This is a genomic window from Brachyspira innocens ATCC 29796, from assembly GCF_000384655.1.
Classification (GTDB): domain Bacteria; phylum Spirochaetota; class Brachyspiria; order Brachyspirales; family Brachyspiraceae; genus Brachyspira; species Brachyspira innocens.
In genome coordinates, this window is record NZ_ARQI01000079.1 from 1 (window position 1) to 19,743 (window position 19,743).

The 19,743-nt window shown below is 26.0% G+C and carries 16 protein-coding genes; 5 read left to right on the top strand and 11 right to left on the bottom strand.

The genetic code is table 11. From position 1 onward, the window contains the following. Positions 1 to 465: 465 nt before the first annotated feature. Positions 466 to 1,707: a DUF3298 domain-containing protein gene (locus F811_RS0102750; RefSeq protein WP_020003759.1), complete on the bottom strand. Its 1,242-nt coding sequence runs from the start codon at positions 1,705 to 1,707 to the stop codon at positions 466 to 468. A gap of 166 nt (positions 1,708 to 1,873) precedes the next feature. Here F811_RS0102750 and F811_RS0102755 point away from each other — a divergent pair, with 166 nt between their 5' ends. Next, complete coding sequence (locus F811_RS0102755) at positions 1,874 to 3,475, top strand: peptide ABC transporter substrate-binding protein (RefSeq protein WP_020003760.1); 1,602 nt, start codon at positions 1,874 to 1,876, stop codon at positions 3,473 to 3,475. A gap of 70 nt (positions 3,476 to 3,545) precedes the next feature. Here F811_RS0102755 and F811_RS0102760 read toward each other — a convergent pair whose 3' ends face one another. Both F811_RS0102760 and F811_RS0102765 read right to left on the bottom strand, forming a co-directional pair. Further along, entirely contained in the window at positions 3,546 to 3,854 is a 309-nt protein-coding gene (locus tag F811_RS0102760; protein ID WP_020003761.1) for a hypothetical protein, read from the bottom strand. Then, positions 3,817 to 4,473 carry a hypothetical protein gene (locus tag F811_RS0102765; protein WP_020003762.1) on the bottom strand — a complete coding sequence of 219 codons (657 nt, stop codon included), beginning with the start codon at positions 4,471 to 4,473 and terminating at the stop codon, positions 3,817 to 3,819. Before F811_RS0102765 ends, F811_RS0102760 begins: the two co-directional genes overlap by 38 nt. A 168-nt stretch (positions 4,474 to 4,641) precedes the next feature. Between F811_RS0102765 and F811_RS0102770 the strand changes: the two genes are divergently transcribed. Continuing rightward, positions 4,642 to 6,234, top strand: a complete 1,593-nt coding sequence (locus F811_RS0102770; RefSeq protein ID WP_020003763.1) for a peptide ABC transporter substrate-binding protein — start codon at positions 4,642 to 4,644, stop codon at positions 6,232 to 6,234. Positions 6,235 to 6,782: 548 nt separating this feature from the next. Here F811_RS0102770 and scpB read toward each other — a convergent pair. After that, the gene (gene scpB / locus F811_RS0102775) at positions 6,783 to 7,385 is read right to left on the bottom strand and encodes an SMC-Scp complex subunit ScpB (RefSeq protein ID WP_013114093.1); all 603 of its coding nucleotides are present in this window, start codon (positions 7,383 to 7,385) and stop codon (positions 6,783 to 6,785) included. A 633-nt stretch (positions 7,386 to 8,018) separates the two neighbouring features. Between scpB and smpB the strand changes: the two genes are divergently transcribed. Continuing rightward, positions 8,019 to 8,498: an SsrA-binding protein SmpB gene (gene smpB / locus F811_RS0102780; protein ID WP_020003765.1), complete on the top strand. Its 480-nt coding sequence runs from the start codon at positions 8,019 to 8,021 to the stop codon at positions 8,496 to 8,498. 5 nt (positions 8,499 to 8,503) lie between these two features. Here the strand turns inward: smpB and F811_RS0102785 are convergent, their stop codons facing one another. The 7 genes from F811_RS0102785 to F811_RS0102815 all read right to left on the bottom strand — a co-directional run bounded on the left by F811_RS0102785 (position 8,504) and on the right by F811_RS0102815 (position 16,619). Next, entirely contained in the window at positions 8,504 to 8,782 is a 279-nt protein-coding gene (locus F811_RS0102785) for a hypothetical protein (protein ID WP_020003766.1), read from the bottom strand. A 4-nt stretch (positions 8,783 to 8,786) separates the two neighbouring features. Further along, complete coding sequence (locus F811_RS0102790; RefSeq protein ID WP_020003767.1) at positions 8,787 to 9,977, bottom strand: hypothetical protein; 1,191 nt, start codon at positions 9,975 to 9,977, stop codon at positions 8,787 to 8,789. Positions 9,978 to 10,224: 247 nt separating this feature from the next. Then, positions 10,225 to 10,491 carry a co-chaperone GroES gene (locus F811_RS0102795; RefSeq protein ID WP_013114097.1) on the bottom strand — a complete coding sequence of 89 codons (267 nt, stop codon included), beginning with the start codon at positions 10,489 to 10,491 and terminating at the stop codon, positions 10,225 to 10,227. Between the two features lie 98 nt (positions 10,492 to 10,589). Further along, positions 10,590 to 11,102 (bottom strand): adenine phosphoribosyltransferase, encoded by a 513-nt coding sequence (locus F811_RS0102800; RefSeq protein ID WP_020003768.1) that lies wholly within the window; start codon positions 11,100 to 11,102, stop codon positions 10,590 to 10,592. Between the two features lie 96 nt (positions 11,103 to 11,198). After that, on the bottom strand, positions 11,199 to 12,584 hold the full coding sequence (locus F811_RS0102805) for an MATE family efflux transporter (RefSeq protein WP_156821983.1): 1,386 nt from the start codon (positions 12,582 to 12,584) through the stop codon (positions 11,199 to 11,201). Between the two features lie 193 nt (positions 12,585 to 12,777). Further along, on the bottom strand, positions 12,778 to 14,763 hold the full coding sequence (locus tag F811_RS0102810) for a DUF262 domain-containing protein (RefSeq protein WP_020003770.1): 1,986 nt from the start codon (positions 14,761 to 14,763) through the stop codon (positions 12,778 to 12,780). Between the two features lie 2 nt (positions 14,764 to 14,765). Further along, the gene (locus F811_RS0102815; RefSeq protein WP_020003771.1) at positions 14,766 to 16,619 is read right to left on the bottom strand and encodes a GmrSD restriction endonuclease domain-containing protein; all 1,854 of its coding nucleotides are present in this window, start codon (positions 16,617 to 16,619) and stop codon (positions 14,766 to 14,768) included. A gap of 324 nt (positions 16,620 to 16,943) precedes the next feature. On the opposite strand from F811_RS0102815, the gene F811_RS0102820 reads away from it, so the two are divergent. Further along, positions 16,944 to 17,393: an RrF2 family transcriptional regulator gene (locus tag F811_RS0102820; protein WP_020003772.1), complete on the top strand. Its 450-nt coding sequence runs from the start codon at positions 16,944 to 16,946 to the stop codon at positions 17,391 to 17,393. Positions 17,394 to 17,405: 12 nt separating this feature from the next. Then, on the top strand, positions 17,406 to 19,055 hold the full coding sequence (gene hcp, locus F811_RS0102825; protein ID WP_020003773.1) for a hydroxylamine reductase: 1,650 nt from the start codon (positions 17,406 to 17,408) through the stop codon (positions 19,053 to 19,055). Positions 19,056 to 19,743: the final 688 nt, after the last annotated feature.

The window sequence follows — 19,743 nt, forward strand, 5'->3', positions numbered from 1 at the left end:
TTAATAGAAGCTTCTAAAATAGGATTAAGATCTAAATATATTGTAACTGTTAAAGATGCTTTGTACTTATCAAAAGAGTGTATACAAAAATATCCTACAAATCAAGTACCTGAAATTAATGCGATGAAAAGGAATGTGTATTTTCCAATTGCTGTTAGATTGTAATAGTTTTATAAATATATTAAAATGAGTTTTTTTCATCGTTTTACATATAAAAATTATTAAATTAATTGCATAATGTGTTGGTTCTTTTTCTTTTTACATTTCACTAAATACCGCTTTATCCCGTTAAATCCCGCTTATTCGCTGTTGTGTGATGGTCTATTGCTTGGATTTATCACTTAAATAAACTACTAATAAAATATATAAAAAATATTTAATTTTTTATAAAAAATAAATTATTTTTGTATAAAAAATATAATATTAAATATATGATATTTTTATATATAAGGTTTTGAAACGAGTTTATTTAAGTATATATGAATATTCATCTTTTATAAATGGCTTAATCTCCTCAAAATCAAAAACTATCTCTGTTTCACCTAAAACATAAGCCGTTATACTATATATAGGCCATACAAAATGCATGCCGTCATCATATATATAAAAAGATGTATCTGCTAAAGTTATTTCATCTAATGGAACTAAATAATCTTCTTCTGTTCTGTTATCTATGGATAGAAGTTTGCTTACCATAGTACTTTTTAATTCACCATCATCAAAGTCTTTTATCAAATTAGTAACTTCTATTTTTTCACCTGTTTCTAATGAATATACTAAATTATAATTATTGTATACTCCATGTGCTCCGCCTAAATATAGTGTTGAAGTTCTTCTTATAGATATAGTTTTATCATTAAAATAAGTTATGTTGATGGATTTACTTGATTCATAGCTGTAAGCTGAATTTGTTAACCATTCATTATAAAGATCACTCATATAGTTTTCAAATAATTTTGATATGCTTCCCTTTTTATCTTCAAATTCTAAATTTTCATTTCTTTTTATATTGTTTAAATTAAAATCTTCATTTATATCAAAAGAAATTTTATCATATACTTCTAATTTGTTAGTGTCATCAGGTATAAGCAAAAATATAGTATCTTTGTATGAGAATGTAGATGCACTTCCATATTCATTAGTTTCAGATACATCTGAGTATACATAGTTATATACTGTAGCTTTTAATGATAAGCTTGTATTTATTTCTTTTGACGAACTATTTAATGATTTTGATGTCATTTTAAATGATGAAATATTTGAATATGTACTTTCTATACTGTCTCCATTTTCAGCTTCTGCATATATTTTATTATTAGTTATATCGAGAATACTGTTTTTATCATAGAATTGATTTACATCATTTAAATTTTTGTAATTAAAAGCTGCCTTTATTTTTTCATAATTAGGAATTAATTCAGAATCGCTATTTATATAATCAGGCCATCTGTCATTTAAATATACTGAAAAGAAATCCCCTTCATCATTTTTCATGTAATAGTGATGAGATATCCATTCTATATTTTTTGATGTATAATAACTATCATTTTTTGTATCATTATTGTTTAATTCTTCTGTTTGTATTAATTCATTTGTTTTTGTTTCATTAGTTTGAGTTTTTATTGCATTAGTATTTGTTTGATTATTATTATTTGAACATGATATTATTAAAAGTATAATAGATAATGTAAGAATATTTTTTATCATAATATATTGTTTCCTCAAAAATATTTGGCATAATAAGTAAACATAATATTATTTTTTTTGTTTTTGTCAATATGTAAGGCAATAAATATTACTGTATAAAGAATTATTTATTGACACAAAAAAAATTATAGTATAACATAGAAAAAATTTATATAAGGACAAAAATATGAAAAAAATAGCGATAATTTTATCTGTTATACTTTTATTTATTTTTTCATGCTCAAAAACAGATAATAATGAAAAATCATCAATATCAATAAATTTGGGTCCAGAACCAAAAACAATAGACCCAACATTAAATTCTTTAAATATGGCTTCATGCTATATACATCATGCATTTGAGGGACTTACAAAAATAGATTCTAATAATAATGTTAAAGCAGGTATGGCAGAAAGTTGGAATATATCTGATGACGGATTAACTTATACTTTTAATATAAGAAGAAATGCTAAATGGTCTGACGGAAAACCAGTAACAGCTAAAGATTTTGAATATTCTTGGAAGAGGGCAGTTGATCCCAACACTGCAGCCGAGTATTCATATATGATGGAAGTGGTTAAAAATGCTAAAGAGATAAATTCAGGTACTATGGATTATAATAATTTGGCAGTAAAAGCAGTTAATGATTATACATTTCAGGTGGAATTAGCAAATCCTGCTGCTTATTTTTTAGAGTTTATAGCTTCTACTGGGGTATTTTTTCCTGTTAGAAAAGATATTATAGAAAAGTACGGCGATGAATGGACATTAAAACCAGAAACATATATTGGAAACGGATCTTATAAAATGAAAGAAAGAGTACCTGATGAAAAAATAGTTTTTGAAATAAACACCAACTACTATGATAAGAATGAACAAACAGCAAAAGAAATAAACTTTGTTCTTATGAGCGATCCTAATACAGCAATTGCTGGCATAAGAGGCGGAACTATAGATTTTTCTGCATTAGAACCTCCTTCTGCTGAGATAGAAACTTTAAAAAATGACGGATATATAGTAGGTAATAATGCTATAGGCACTTATTATATAGAGTTAAACATTACAAATAAAGCATTTGAAGATAAGAGAGTAAGACAGGCTTTATCATTAGCTATAGACAGAAATTATATAGTATCAAATGTTACTAAAGGAGGACAAGTTCCAGCTGGTGCTTTTGTACCTACTGAGGTAAGAGGATTAGAAACTACATTTAGAAAAGAAAATAAAGAATATATAGATGTTAATAACTATGAGGCTAATGTTCAAAAGGCAAAAGCATTAATGGCTGAAGCAGGGTATCCAGACGGACAAAACTATCCAGTAATAGAATTAAAAGTTTCACCTGGTATTTATGTATTGGTAGGAGAGGCTTTGCAGCAGATGTGGAAAGAAAATTTAAATGTTAATGTTTCTTTGGTTCAAGAAGAGTTTCCAATCACACTTCAATCTTTACTAGAAAAAGATTATCAAATGGCTAGAATGGGCTGGACTGGAGATTATAATGATCCTATGACTATGCTTGATGTTATGCTAAGCTACGGCGGAGTAAATCATACAGGTTTTAATAATCAGAACTATGATAGTCTTATATTAACAGCAAAAGAGTCTGCTGATAATAATGTAAGAATGAAGTCTATGGCAGAAGCTGAAAATATTTTAATGGAGGAGATGCCTATAATACCTCTCTATTACAGAGCAGATTCTTTTATAAAAAATCCTAAATTAAAAGGTGTGGTATTAAATCCTTTAGGAAGACATAAATTTAATTACGCTTATATCGAAGAATAATACTAAATAATAATATTATAAAAGGGGCTTAATTTTATGAGCCTCTTTTTGTTATGCTGAATATTTTGAATTAAAATAAATTTAATTGTTCATTATCATCTGGATTTTCAATATCATTAATTACACTTATAATATTTATTTCATCTTTAACTACTATGAAATAAACATACATAAAATTAGGATAATTTGATGGACAAGATCTATAATATAAGTCTATACTAATTTCATTATTTATTTTTATAGGAGATTTTCTGGATTTTTTTATAGTTGGATCTTCTTTTATAGTTTTTTCTAATCCATCTAATACTAATTTTAAATAAGGATTTTTTTCAAATTCTTTTTTATTTTGAAGTGCGTATTTTGTGTAACAAATCTTCATCTTCTAATATTCCATTTCTCATATTTTCGATATGTTTTTCTAAATTAATAGGTTCTTTATCATTATTTTTATTTTTTTCTATCATTTTATCAATATTATCTGATAAAGTTTTTTTCACTATTGATATTATCTTTATAACACCAAATAATGAAAAAATAACAGTAGATGAATATTTTTGTTTACTGTTTTTTTTTCTTGGTATTCTAAGTACAATATTTTTATTACTAAAAAAATTATTTTCTTCAGCTATTGAAGTTATTCTATGACTAGATATGTATATATTATACACTTCTTTTATCATATCAGAAACGATATATGGAGGATATTGGCATATTCCTAAATTATTTAATAATTTTAATTTTAAATTTTCTTTATTTAATTTTTCAATTTCTAGTTTCAATTCTTTATTAGAATCTTCCAAATTTTCATTAGATTTATCTAATTCACCCAATAAAGTATTTAAATCTTTTATTTGGTTTTGTAAAACAGGTATTGATTCTAAATCATCTATTATTTTATTGTATAGAGGATCATTTATTTGTTTCCAACTATCTATTAATTCTTTTTCTCTTTCTTGATATATTATACTATCTTCTATATTATTTATAATATCTTCCACAATTTCACCCTCTATAAGGAAATTACTATTATTAATATATATAATAATAAAAAAAAATCAATATTATATATTAAGTTTATAAAAAAAATATTCAATTTATTGACAAATATTGATATTTTGTATATAAATTATATTGTTAACATAATATTTTAATATACGGACAAAGTTATGAAAAAAATAATCTATTTATCAATTATCATTATTTTATTATTATTAATTTCATGTAAAAATAAAGATTTATCTAATGAAAGCATAAGAGTAAGCATAGGAGCTGAGCCTCAAAGTATAGACCCGTCATTTTTATCAGCTATAGACAGTATGATATATGCAGCACATGTATTTGAAGGGCTTACTACAAAAGATAAAGATAATAATTTGGTAGGAGGTGTGGCTGAAAGATGGGACATTTCTGATGACGGACTTACTATGACATTTCATTTGAGAGACAATGCTAAATGGTCTGACGGTAAAGATGTTACTGCTTCTGAATTTGTATATTCTTTTAGAAGACTTGCCGACCCAAAAACAGCTTCTTCATATAGTTTTTTAATAACACCTATAAAAAATGCTTCTAAAGTAATATCTGGTGAATTGCCTATAGAAGAGCTTGGTGTGAAAGCGATAAATAATAAAACTTTGGAAGTATCGTTTGAAGCACCTACAGCATATTTTTTAGAATTAGCAGCAGTACCTATATTTTCTCCTCTTAGAGAAGAGTTTATAAACGATGATTGGACTTTTTCACCTGATACATATATAGGAAATGGGCCTTATAAGATGACAGAGAGAAGAGCAGATGAAATAATATCTTTGGAATTAAATACTAATTATTGGAATAAGGATAATATAAAAGCTAAAAAATTAGACTTTATAATGTTTTCTGATGTTTCTACAGCATATGCCGCTATAAAAGAAGGCTCTATACTGTATTCATATAAAATTCCTCCTAATGATATAGACTTACTTAAAGAAGAGGGATATTTGGTTGTAACACCTTCTTTAGGAACAGCATATTATGCTCTTAATAATACAAATGAAGTTCTTAAAGATAAGAGAGTAAGAAAAGCATTGGCACTTGCAATAGACAGAAACTATATAGTAGAAAATATTACAAAAGGCGGAGAAAGACCTGCAGCAGCATTTATACCTTATGGGCTTAAGGATATACAAGGCGACTTTAGAGAAAATGGAGGCGAATATTACAGCGTTAAAAAAGAAGACTATAATAAAAATATTGAAGAGGCAAAAAGACTTTTATCTGAGGCTGGATATTCAAATGGTAGTAATTTTCCAGTGCTTGAGTTTAAGACAAATCCGGGTACTGGTGTAACAATAGCGGAAGCCATTCAGCAGATGTGGAAAGAAAATCTTAATATAGATATGACTATCACTCAGGAAGAGTGGTCTGTATTTCAGAAAAATAGGCAGACTAGAAATTATGTAGTTTGCAGGGCTGATTGGATAGGTGATTATCTTGACCCTATGACTTTTGCAGATCTTTTTGTAAGCAGCAGTTCTGGAAATAGGGTAGGCTATAATAATGCTGATTATGACAAACTTATACTAGAAGCCAAAAATACTTTGGATAATAAAATAAGAATGAGTAATATGCATAAGGCAGAGGATATGCTTATAGGCGAAGATATGGCTTTTATACCGCTTTATCATTATACTTCTCCTTCTATGCAAAGTCCAAAACTTAAAGATGTAATAGCGGATACTTTAGAAATAAGGAGATTTTTTTATTGCTATACAGAATAAATTAAATGAAATAAATTAAATAAAGAAAAACTTTTAAATATTATATTAATTTTATAGTATAATTTTTCGATTATTTAACAAAGCATAATAATGAAAAAGTTAGTATTTAAAAAATATAAATGCTAACTTTTTTATAAATTCAATTATTAGACTTGTTTCAAAACTAAATTAAGAAATATTTATACTATTTCAATTTTTAGTATTTTTATGACTGGGGCTTTGCCCCAGACCCCACTTCTTTTGCCGCCTAGGCACCTACTCGGTGGTGACCCAAAGAAGCAGGCACAGCCCGCAGCCGCGAAGGACTGCATATTTATATACTAAAATGATAAACTATACAACATGTAAAACATATAATTTATTTAATAATTAATATTATATAAATTAGCATAAAAGAATAAACTATTAAAATTATTTGTCAAGTACTTTTGAAACAAGTCTATTTAAATGATTTTGTGAAATTAAAAAAGCCCCATTTATCATTATATGCTAATGAGTAAATGGGACTATAATAATAAACTTAATAAAATTTAACAAAAAAATTGCTTTTATTCATTTTTATTAAACTCTAAATCTTTTAACTCTCTTAATTTTGGAAGATCATCTAAACTATTTATTCCAAAATGCATTAAAAATTTATCTGTAGTTCCATAAGTTTGTCTTTTGTCTAAATAATCCTTCCTTCCTTTCCAAGTAATAAAACCGTCTTCCATTAAAGCTCTTAAATGATATCCGCTATCACTTTGCCTTATATCATCAATTTCAGCTTTTGTAAGAGGCTGTTTGTATGCTATTATAGAAAGAGTCTGAAGCATTGCTTTTGATATTTTCTTCTTACGTTTCTTATCATATATAGCTGATAAAGTTCCGAATGTAGAAGGTATTATCGTCATAATGATAGAGTCTCCTACTTCAAGTATCTCTATAGCACTGCCTGCATTTCTGTATTTACTATTTATACTTTCTATATAGTTTCTTATATCAGAATTTTCACATTTAAAAAGTGTTCTAAGTCTGCCTATAGGAACACTGCCTTCTACATATATAACAGCTTCCATTACCTTTTCAAGTTCTTCTCTGTTGGAAAGAATAGAATCATCTATTTCAAATGCTGTTTTTTCAGATGATTTGTTTTCTGCCTGAGCTTCCATGCTTTCATTATTTTCTTTAAGTTGTTTAATATCGTCCATAATATTTATATCCCTAAAAACAAAAATCCTTTTTTATTTTTATATATTTAAATTATAACATAGATAAAACTTTTTTCAAGAATGTATCAAAAATATGAAGTAAAATTATAATTGATAAATTTATATATTGGTATATACCTAAACAATCATATTTTATAAAGAGTATAATTTTTTAAAAAGCACTTGGGTGGGCAGCCAGAATAACAGTTAAAGCTAAAATATAAAAATCATTTATAAATAACAAATAGTATCAAAAAATTTAAAGGGCGGGAGTGAAAATAAATTTTAAAACTTTATTTTAATCCCCTCCCTTTTAGATTTAAAAGCTTTATTTTTTATATCAATTTGATTAAATCTTGTAAGTCTTCACCTCAAAAATTGCCCCACCCAAAGCGTAATTTAAAAATTTGAACTTTCCTAAACGCACGCAGAACGCATTTTTTTAATATCAATCAATTTAGTATTCTAATTAAACTCTATATAAATAGGTTAATTCTACGTGCGTTGAAGAGTATTATAAATTATAGTGTGATACTAAACATATGAAAATAAAACTGCAATTGACAAATTGATTATATTTTGTATAATAAAATTATGGCTAAGAAAGATAAAAAGGGAAATAATACTATCTCATCTGGAGAGATAACAAAAAACAAAAAGGCTCTTTTCAATTATGAGCTTATAGAAACGTTTGAAGCTGGAATTGTTTTACTTGGTACAGAGGTAAAATCATTGCGTGAGAGAAGTGTTAATATGGCTGACAGTTATGCTTCTTTTAAAAAAGGAGAGCTTTTTATAGTTAATATGCATATTTCCCCATATCATTTCGGTAACAGAAATAATCATGAGCCGCTTCGTGAAAGAAAACTCTTAATGAAAAAAAGAGAATTAAAACGTTTATACGGAAAAATAAAAGAACAAGGTCTTACTCTTATTCCAGTTAAACTCTATTTTGCAAGAGGGAAGGTAAAGGTAGAATTGGCATTAGCTAAGGGTAAAAAACTTCATGACAAAAGAGAAACTCTAAAAAGAAAAACTTTAGACCGAGAAATGGAAAGATATATTAAAAGATAATATTATTATTCTGATGATAATGCATTTTTTATATAGAACTCTATTTTACAAATATAATCAGATACTTCTTTAATATTTTCTTTTTTATTATTATCTGTTTTGTATTTCTTTATAGACAATACGAACTCATCAAGAAGTTCTTTTAAATTATCCATAGATATTTTTTTAAATTTATTGGATAATACTTCTATTTTTTCTATAGTAGTATAATCTATATTATTAATTCCGCTGAATACTATATCAGACATAATGAGTTCTAAATCTCTAAGCAAATCAAAAATCATATTATCAGTCTTTTATCTTTAATAAATTAATAGAATATAAAAATGGTATATTTTTCTTTACCTTTACAATATAAAGAATTGATGATACAAATATACTAATCAAAGCAATAGCCAAAGATAAATCATTTGTAATAAATGCTATTTTATATAGTACTAATAAGCATATAGGTATATATATTCCTCCTGATAATGCTGTAATAAAGAAAAATAAAAAGAATATAAATACAGGGTTCTGCATTATATTATTATTTAGTATATATTCTATTGACATATGTCTTGTAAATGTTTCAAGGTATAAATATATCATAGAGATACAGGATAATATAAAAAATGCTATAGCATACATTTTCTCTCTTTTTACCAAAAAACCAGCTATAAAGAATGCTATTAAAATGACTGAGAAAATATAGCTGTCTAAAAACATAAAGCAGCCTACAATGATTAATTCTGCAAGTATAATAAATATCATTAATCTGAAATTCTTTTTAATAGAACTAAATCCGAAAAAAGTATACATTACTATTTTGGACTTTGCATTTCTATATTCATCATATATATGTCTGAAATAACTTATTAAGATTAAAGCTATTGATACAAGAAAAAGACTTGGAAAGAGTGTTACAGTCATTATAATTGAACTTTTAGCATTTAAATTCTCTATATCTCCGTTTATTAATTTTGAAGATATACTTCCTGTTTTGTCTTCTACAACATTAACATAAGCATATTCTTCGTATGATATATTAGTGTTTCCAGTAGAACCTACATAGAGTATATGCATAAGCACTACTCCGCTGCCTTGATCTTTTAAATTAAGTTTAGCTTTCGCTATTCCATTTTCATCGGTTGGAATAATGTATATATCAGAAGTATTTGTAATGGAGGTATTAGTTTCTTCATTATCATCATCTTCCAAATCTTTTAATAATACCTCTTCATTATTATTTGAATCATTAGGTATTTCAAAATCAAATACATCAGGATTAAGAGAAGTAAATCTTACCAGTCTGTTTACAAGAGGAAGACCTCTTCTTTCTATCATTATATACACTTCATTAGAAGAATTGGTATCGGATATATTAAAAGTGTTTTCTTTTTCGTATATAAAAGTGTATTCCGAAGTTTTATTGGTATTTTCTTGTGCATATACTATATTGAATACCAAAAAAAGAAATATTATAAAGTATCTATGCATTAAAAAATATCTCCCGATTAAAGAATGAAATGTATTATCTGTATAATAATTATCGAAACAAATTAATAAAATTAAATAATATAATTTTCTATATATTATTTAACCTTATTAATTTTTTATGATACGAAAAAAAGTTTTATTAACAATAATAATAACATGATAAAAAGCAAATAAGTAAAAAAAGAACACCATCTTTTTTAAAGATAAGTGTTCTTTTATTTAGTTATCGTTCTTATATAGCTATTAATTATTTTATAAGAGCAACTATCTCTTCATTTTTTACTATTAAATATTCAGTATCGCCTTCTTTTATTTGAATGCCTGCATATTTATCATATATAACGATGTCGCCTTTTTTTACTTTTATATCTTCGCTGTCGCCTATTTCTACAACTTCTGCTTTTTGAGTTTTTTCTTTAGCTGTATCTGGTAGAAGTATTCCGCTTGAAGTTTTTTCTTCTTGTTCTAATACTTTTAAAAGCACTCTGTCTGCTAATGGTTTAATAGATGGCATATTCCTTTCTCCTTATAATTGTATTTATTTCAATAAAATTTTTCTTAAATAATTTTTATACTATTCTATAATAAAAATCATTAAAAGTCAATAATATATTAATACTCTATCAATACATGTACTGGATATTTGGATATTTCTTTTCTTCCGTTTAATTCTTTTAATTCTATTAAAAAGGAAGATCCTGCTACAATACCGCCTAGTTTTTCTGCCATTTTTATCATAGCAAGAGCTGTACCGCCTGTTGCTATTAAGTCATCTACTATTAATACTCTATCACCTTTTTTGATAGCATCTTCATGCATAAATAAAGTGTCTGTACCGTATTCTAGGGCATATTCTTCTGATATTGTTTTGTAAGGAAGTTTGCCTTTTTTTCTTACTGGTATGAATCCTGTATTCATTTTATAGGCTAATGCTGAACCTATTAAAAAACCTCTGCTTTCTGCTCCTACTATATAATCTATTTTTTCGCTTTCTACTTGTTCGGCCATTTTGTCTATTGCATATTTGAAAGCATCTTTGTTTTGAAGTAAAGTTGTGATATCTCTAAAGAGTATGCCTGCTTTAGGATAGTCTTGGATATTTCTTATATAGTTTTTTAACTCCATATAACACCTCGTTATAATAAAATAATTATGTAAACAACACAATTTATGATTATAATACTTTTACAAAAAAAAGCAATCAAAAACTAAAATATCTTATCAAACATTATGTTCGGCAGCAGAATGTGATGCAATATTCGCTCCTTTTTTCCATCTATTAGAGAAATAATATATTAAACTGAAGCTCATACTAAAGAAATTACTGATAGCCATAGCTGTCCATATACCCCATAATTCCATCTTTGGAGATATAATATAGGCTAATGGTACTCTTATTATTATATGGGCACAAAAAGCAAATAACATAAGCATAAAAGTTTTGCCAGCTCCGTTAATTACTCCATTAGAAGAAAACATAACAGCAAGCATTATTATAGAAGGCATTACTACATATATATAGCTTTTGGTATATTTTAAAACGCTCATATCATCTGTAAACATTCGTACAATTATTTCTGGAAATAGTACAGAAAAAAGTGCCATAAAAGCTGATATTCCTACAGAAAGTTTGATGCCTGCTTTATATATTTCTTTAACTCTCTCCATTTTACCAGCACCTATATTTTGTGCTGTCATGGTGGCAATACCTGCTGATAGTGCTAAAAGCGGTAAAAAAGATAATGAATCTACTCTCATAGAAACAGCCACTGAAGCAGAAGCTGATTCTCCGTATGTATTGATGAGCCTATTTAATAAGAGCCAGCTTATTGAAGTTATTAACTGCATAGCGGCAAATGGAAGACCTATTCTGAACATGAGTTTTGTAATATTAAAATCAAATACTAAATTAAAAGGATTAGCCTTTACTATACTATTTTTCATTTTTAAATATATCATACTTACAGCTACAGAAATAAACTGAGAAAAAGCTGTAGCATAAGCAGCTCCGTTTAATCCCATAGCTGGAATTGGTCCTAGTCCTTTTATCATAATAGGGTCTAGTATCAAATTGAGTACGGAAGATACGGCTAAAAATATTAAAGGTCTTACAGTATCGCCTATTCCTCTAAGCAAAGCAGATACCAAAAAATAATAAAACATAAAAGGAAAACCTATCATGCTTATTCTAAAATAGCTTACAGAATATTCCATAATGCTGTCAGCGGTATTTAAAAATCTCATCATCATAGGAGCGAATATATATCCTATAATTGCTAAGCTCAAAGAAGTTATCAAACTAATTGTAGTAGCAACTTTAGAAACATAAAGTACAGAATCTTCATCATTAGCCCCAAAATATTGACCTATTAATACATTAGCAGCTACAGTTGCCCCCGAAGCAATAGCCATAAGTATTAGTATAATAGGAAAACTTACAGCAATAGCTCCAAGTCCTTTAGGTCCTACCATCTGTCCAATCCATATGGTATCTACTATATTGTATGCTATATTTAAGAGATTGCCCAGTATCATTGGTATAACAAGCTTTATTAATCCTTTATTGACATTACCTTCTGTAAGCTCCAGCATTTTGTTATTCATTATAAAATACCTCTAATTTGTAATAATTGTATAAAAAGTAAAATTTCAAGACACAAGGAAAAATCTTATATGCATAAAAAAATAAAGTCAATAGGCTTTCTTATTGAAATATGATATTTTTTATTTTAATTAAGGTTATAGAAAAAAGGAGCTTAGCTTTTAATTTAAGTTAAACTCCTTTTTGTATTTTTATAAATTATTGTTCATTAATTTGTTCATGGTGAGATTTAAAGTTATTATTTTTCATTACAAACATTATTTCTTTAATTTTATTAATATCGTATGCTATGTATCCAAAATGTTTTATATAATTTTCATCTTTTATTATTTTATAGAAAGGATTTTCTTTCTGTTCATTTTCTTGCTTATCTGTAAAACTTTTTATTATTATTTCTTCTAAAATATATGGTATTTCATTATTTTGATTTTCTATAATTTTATAAATTTTATCAAACAATGTTTTATAGTATGGGTTAGTTTCATATTTATCTCTTTTTTTATTTTGAAATGAATCATGTAAATTATTTATATCTCTGCACAAAGAAACTTTATGTACATTATAAGTATTACTCCAATTATCATATAGAGCATGGGATTGAAAAAAAGGACTTTCTTCTCTCTTAACTGGTTTAGCAAAAGTTAATAATGACCTTATTAAAATACCTCTTGGAACTTTTTCTTCATTAAAACAGGTTTCAAATATATCTTTATACTTACTAAAAGTATTAAAAAAGTTTTGTTTTATCTCTTCAGCTTTTATATCTTCTAAATTATTATTAATTCTTTCCAAAGAATACTTTATAATATAGTCAATATTTCCTCTTAAGATTTTATTATCTTCTAATTGCCAAAATAATTCTTGTAATTCATTTCTTTTTGAAATATTGTCATTATAAATAGATAGAAGTTTAATTTTATTTACTTCGCTTTCTAATAAATCAAATTCACCTATTTCTCCATTATAATTTTTATAATAATTTAATAATGTTCCTATATCTTCATTTTTAAAATATTCAAAAATATTACTGTTTTCATTATTTTTATATTCTTTAATTTTATCTAAAATATAATTTATAGGTTCTTTGTTATGATTAAATCTTATATTGTATAAAAATCTAAGCCATTGGAATAAATCTTTTTTGGTATTTTCTTCTATGTTCTTAAAATTATCTTTATCTATGTTAAATATATTTTTAACTATATATAAAAATGGAATAATTATTGTATCTTCATTTAAAATATTTTTATCATTATTTAATTCAGATAAATATTGTTTATTTTCTGATTTCAATACTGTATATAACAACTCTAATGAATTATAACGATAAATTATATTATCCATTTTATCAATTGCGTTTGACTCACTTTCTTTACCATCAGCATTTTTTTTGCTTTCAAATTTTGATAAAGCTATTACTTGCTTTAAAAATTTGTTAAATTCTTCATCAGCATTATTTTTATTATAATATCTATGCTTCCAGAAAAAATGTTCTATTTTATTGAATTTTGTTGCTCTATCTTTATAATATTTTTCTTGTATTTCTGATAATAAAGAAACTCTGATATCTTCATATTCTGCTATTTTTTCTCCTCTCGAGTTCATAGTTATATAAAGCTCTTCACCCTGAGAAGTATTTGGAGTATTAAAATACCAAAATTCTGCTTTTTCAATATCTGATAAAGAAATCTTTTTATATTTATCTTCTTTGAATATACTAAAAAAGTTTATAATATTTTTTATTGTAGGGTCTTTTTTATAAACTGATAGGCACCAAGTTTTATTTTCGATATCAAAAAAATCTTTCTCTTCTTTAATTTTTTCTATCATCAAATCAATAAATTCTTTTGTTAAATTTCTTACTTTATACGAGAACTTTTCCAAATGTTTTTTATATTCATCTTTTTTATTTTCTTTTACAGATAAATATAGCAATGTTAAATATAAAGTAGTAAATCTCTGCTGACCATCTATCAAATAAACTTTATTATCTTTATTATAAGAATATAAAAAACCGATATTATATTTACTATCTTCACTTCTTTTAATAATATCATCTAGTAAATTTTTACAATTTTTAATATTTTCTTCACTTCCCCATACATATTCTCTTTGAATTTCTGGGACAATAATATTTTCATTTTTTAATATATCTATAAATGTTTTTTTTATCAATTCAGCCATGTTTATTCCCCTTTTTTTTCTATATCTTTAAAAAACTCTTCTATTTTTTCTTTAATATCTTCAGCTGTATTTGTTATATTATCAATAGTCCATTCATTTACATTTTTAGAAAATATACTAGAAGTATGATTTCTTATGTATTTATCTCCTTCTTCATACAGTTCTATTATTATTCTTCTTTTTTCAATATAAGAAGCATTGCCGTAACTTCTATTTGTATGTGAGTCTATTAAAACTAAATTGCCTATTGAATGTACATAAGGAACTTCTCTAATAACCTCCCTGTATTTTTCTAACTTACCTATACTATCCAATGTTGTAATTTCGTTTTTTAGTTTTTTTTCTTTTTCTAAGTCTTTTACAAAATCATCTAATTCTTCTTTATAACCATTATCATTTACTAAATTAACTATCAAATCAATATTGTCAATAGCATCTTTTATAGTTGTTTTATCATTAGGAGTTTTAGAAAATATATGTTCAATATCTTCACCATTTACAGAAAAGTAATTTGCTGGTAATTTATGATTTATATTTTTATTATTAAGTATTTTTATTATGTCCAAAAGCACCAATAATTTTATTGTATTATTTTCTTGGTAATACCAATTTTTATTAGGATCTCCTATAGCTTTAAGATAATTTTCATTTTCAATGTTTTTTATTAAATCATCTTTTATAATTTGCTTTAATTTATTTTTAAAACTTTCTTTAGTAGTATTGTTTTCCCATTTTTTCCATATATAAATAATATTTTCTAAATACTCTGCTTTATTTTTTTCTTCTTCTTTTTTTATTTCTATTTTTTTTATATGTTTACCAATAAAACCAAGCAAATGGTATATTTCTTTATCCTCATACCAATCTGCCATAGTATTATGAAATCTTACAACTTCTTTAAATACTTCTTCTGAGTTACCTGTATTACTATCTAAATATTTAAATAAGGCTTCATTATTAGATTTTTCTTTATTATTATTTGATTCTGATTTACTATTATTTACTTCATTTCTGCATTTCCAATATAAATCATAAAGCATTGATATATTATTTTCACCAGAAAAGATTTTAAAATATTCTTTTACATTTTTATCTGACCACCATATATTCATGTTATCTATATCAATACCTATTTTTATTCTTTTTTCAGCCAAATCTACATCACTTTCATATTCTTTTACTCTTGTTATAAATATAGCTCTTATCAAATCATAATATTCCAAAGCTACCTTATTAGAATTAAGATTTTTGAATATAGTTTCACCTTTAACATCAGTTTTATTGCCAGCTGCATTGCTTACATCATTTACTATTAGTTTTACATTGTTTAATAATTTAGTTGTAAAACTTTCTTTTTTATCATTACCAAATTTATCAAAAAAATTTTTTATAGTATGCTTAGCTAAGCAAAAATGAAAAACATCTTGGCTGTCATAGTCTTTATTAAAATTATCATTATAGCTTAAATTATTATCTAAATAGTCTTCTTCTTCTAATAATAATTTATATAAAAACTCCCCACTTTTTTCTCTTATAGAGTATTGTATCTTATTTAATAAATCTGTTTCACCTAAATATGATAATAATATTGATAAAGTAGTTAATCTCTGCTGCCCGTCTATAACTTCATAAATATTATTATTATCTTCCTGTTTTTTTATAGTGATATTTTGAAGACAGTAAAATTTATTTTCTCCCTTTTCAAATTTATCAATATCATTTAGTAAAGCCCCAACATCTTCTTCATTCCATTTATATCCCCTTTGATATGCAGGTATATTATAAATGCGTCCATTATCAAAGATTTCTTTTACACTTTCTATTATATCATTTTCTTGATTAGTTGATTCTGACATATAATAATCCTTAAAAATAAATATATGTTATATAGTATAGCACATTTTAATGACAAAAATTGTCATAAATATTGTTTTTTTAATATAAATTAATATTTTTTCATAAAAAATTAAATAATTATCTGTTTCCTATTATGAATTGTGCTGTATTTTGAATGGGCGTATGCATTGAAATTTGGATAAATAAAATATATTTCTAGTTATATTTATATAATAAATTTATCTCTATAAACAATTTATATTTTTTTATTAATAGATATTGACAAAAATATAATTTAGTATTATAGTACCAATATACTAAATTAGTAATAACAGGAATAAAAAATGATTCCAATATCTGAAGCCTCAGCTATAGCTCTGCACTCTGCAGTGTATATATCTATTAAAGAGTTTGCATCTCTTAAAGATATAGCAGAAAGATTTGATGTTTCACCCAATCATTTGTCGAAAGTTCTTCAGGCACTTGTAAAGGCTGGGTATCTTACTTCATCAAAAGGACCTGCAGGAGGATTTAAAATTGCTGAGGGTAAAGAAAATGCTTCTTTTTTGGATATATACGAAACTATAGAGGGTAAAAATTGGCAGAGAAGCTGTTTATTTCATTCTAAATGCGATAAATACTGTTCAAGCTGTATAATGGGTGATTTAGTTAATGATATAAACAGAAAGTTCAAAAACTATATGGAAAGCCATACAATCAAAGATCATTATTTATTAGATAAGGATTTCAAGATAAATAAAACAGATGATAAAAAATCAAAACAAAAAAAATAAATGGAGGATTAAATGGACAATAAAATGTTTTGTTATCAATGTCAGGAAACAATGAATAATACAGGCTGTACTGTATCAGGTGTATGCGGTAAAAAACCAGATTTAGCCTATTTAGAAGATTTACTAGTTCATGTAACTAAAGGGCTTTCTAATATAACAACTGCTATAAGAAAAGAGGGCGGTAAAGTAGATAAAAAAGTTAATCATGATGTAACATTCAATTTATTTACTACTATAACAAATGCCAACTTTGATAAAGAAGTTTTTTATAAGAGAATAGAATACACTGCAAAACTTTGCAATGAATTAGCAAATCAGGTAAAAGATAAATTACTTATACTTGAAGAATCTTTATGGACTCCTAAAAGCAAAGAGGATATGGACGCTAAATCAAAAACAGTAGGCGTATTAGAAGAGAAAAATGAAGATATAAGAAGCCTTAAAGAAACTGTTATATATGGAGTTAAAGGATTAAGTGCTTATATGAGACATGCTAATATGCTTGATTATGAGAATGAAGAAGTTGATGCTTTTATACAGAGAGCTTTAAATGAAACATTAAGAAATGATATAAATGCCGATGAACTTTTAGCTTTAGTGCTTGAAACAGGTAAAAATGGTGTTGACGGAATGGCACTTCTTGATAAAGCTAATACTTCTACTTACGGTAACCCAGAAATTACAAAAGTTAATATAGGTGTAGGAAAAAATCCGGGAATATTAGTATCTGGTCATGATTTAAAAGATATAGAAATATTACTAAAACAAACAGAAGGCACAGGAGTAGATGTATATACTCACTCTGAAATGCTTCCTGCTCACTACTACCCAGAATTAAAAAAATATAAACATTTTGTAGGCAATTACGGCGGAGCTTGGTGGGATCAAAGAAAAGATTTTGAAAGTTTTAACGGTCCTATACTAATGACTACAAACTGTATAGTAACTCCTTTACCAAGTTATAAAGACAGAGTATATACAACAGGGGCAGCAGGTTTTGAGGGCTTAAAACATATAGAAAGCCATACAGGTAAAGAAAGCGATAAAGATTTTACTCCTATAATAGAGCATGCAAAAAAATGCGAAGCTCCTAAAGAAATAGAAAGCGGTTTTATAGTTGGAGGATTTGCTCATAATCAGGTATTATCACTTAAAGATAAAATTGCTGAAGCTGTAAAATCTGGGGCTATAAAAAGATTTATTGTAATGGGCGGATGTGACGGAAGACATAAAGAGCGAGAATATTATACTGAGTTTGCAAAAAAACTTCCTAAAGATACTGTAATATTAACTGCAGGCTGTGCTAAATATAGATACAATAAATTAGATTTAGGAGATATTAACGGAATACCTAGAGTTTTAGATGCAGGACAATGTAATGACTCTTACTCACTAGCTGTTATTGCTTTGGGACTTAAAGATTTATTTGGTTTAGATGATATTAATGACTTGCCTATAGTTTATAATATAGCTTGGTATGAGCAGAAGGCTGTTATAGTTTTACTTTCATTATTATATTTGGGAGTAAAAAATATACATTTAGGACCAACAATTCCTGGGTTCTTATCACCTAATGTAGTTAATATATTAGTTTCAAAATTCGGAATTGGAGGAATAGGAAGCGTTGATGAAGATTTGAAAAAATTCAATTTAACAGCATAAAACTCCAACGATAATGTAAAGGGCTTAACTTTTCTAAGTTAGGCTCTTTTTTTATTATAAGTATTTATAGATTATATCTAATTGATAAGTATTTTTGGAAAAGTTAATTATATAATACATATAAGAAATTTATTTTCACTCCCACCCTTTAAATCTTTTAATACTATTTGTTATTTATAAATAAATTGTATATTTTAGCTTTAACTGTTATTCTGGCTGCCCACCCAAGTGCTTTTTTAATTTATAATGCTTTTCAACGTACGTAGAATGAAATTTTATATATAAGATAAATAAGGATTTTAAATCAATTTATATTAAAAAAATGCGTTCTGCGTGCGTTTAGGAAAGTGCAAATTTAAATAACACTTTGGGCGGGTGCACTTTATAAACTTAAGACCTACAAAATTTAATCAAACTAATATAAAAAACAAAGCTTTAAAATCTAAAAGGGGGGGATTAAAATAAAATTTTGAATTTTTTCTAATTCCCACCCTTTAAATTTTTTAATGCTATTTCTTATTTATAAATAATTTTTATATTTTAGCTTTAACTGTTACTCTGGCTGCCCACCCAAGTGCTTTTTAAATTTGTAATGCTCTTCAACGCACGTAGAATGAAATTTTATATATAAGATAAATAAGGATTTTAAATCAATTTATATTAAAAAAATGCGTTCTGCGTGCGTTTA

What these genes read in the sequence shown, in the direction of transcription:
- F811_RS0102795 (WP_013114097.1), bottom strand. Translation starts at nt 10,491, where the DNA reads ATGCCATCTATTAAACCATTAGCAGACAGAGTGCTTTTAAAAGTATTA.
- hcp (WP_020003773.1), top strand. Translation starts at nt 17,406, where the DNA reads ATGGACAATAAAATGTTTTGTTATCAATGTCAGGAAACAATGAATAAT.
- F811_RS0102755 (WP_020003760.1), top strand. Translation starts at nt 1,874, where the DNA reads ATGAAAAAAATAGCGATAATTTTATCTGTTATACTTTTATTTATTTTT.
- smpB (WP_020003765.1), top strand. Translation starts at nt 8,019, where the DNA reads ATGGCTAAGAAAGATAAAAAGGGAAATAATACTATCTCATCTGGAGAG.
- F811_RS0102790 (WP_020003767.1), bottom strand. Translation starts at nt 9,977, where the DNA reads ATGCATAGATACTTTATAATATTTCTTTTTTTGGTATTCAATATAGTA.
- scpB (WP_013114093.1), bottom strand. Translation starts at nt 7,385, where the DNA reads ATGGAAGCTCAGGCAGAAAACAAATCATCTGAAAAAACAGCATTTGAA.
- F811_RS0102800 (WP_020003768.1), bottom strand. Translation starts at nt 11,102, where the DNA reads ATGGAGTTAAAAAACTATATAAGAAATATCCAAGACTATCCTAAAGCA.
- F811_RS0102785 (WP_020003766.1), bottom strand. Translation starts at nt 8,782, where the DNA reads ATGATTTTTGATTTGCTTAGAGATTTAGAACTCATTATGTCTGATATA.
- F811_RS0102770 (WP_020003763.1), top strand. Translation starts at nt 4,642, where the DNA reads ATGAAAAAAATAATCTATTTATCAATTATCATTATTTTATTATTATTA.
- F811_RS0102760 (WP_020003761.1), bottom strand. Translation starts at nt 3,854, where the DNA reads ATGAAGATTTGTTACACAAAATACGCACTTCAAAATAAAAAAGAATTT.
- F811_RS0102810 (WP_020003770.1), bottom strand. Translation starts at nt 14,763, where the DNA reads ATGGCTGAATTGATAAAAAAAACATTTATAGATATATTAAAAAATGAA.
- F811_RS0102820 (WP_020003772.1), top strand. Translation starts at nt 16,944, where the DNA reads ATGATTCCAATATCTGAAGCCTCAGCTATAGCTCTGCACTCTGCAGTG.
- F811_RS0102815 (WP_020003771.1), bottom strand. Translation starts at nt 16,619, where the DNA reads ATGTCAGAATCAACTAATCAAGAAAATGATATAATAGAAAGTGTAAAA.
- F811_RS0102750 (WP_020003759.1), bottom strand. Translation starts at nt 1,707, where the DNA reads ATGATAAAAAATATTCTTACATTATCTATTATACTTTTAATAATATCA.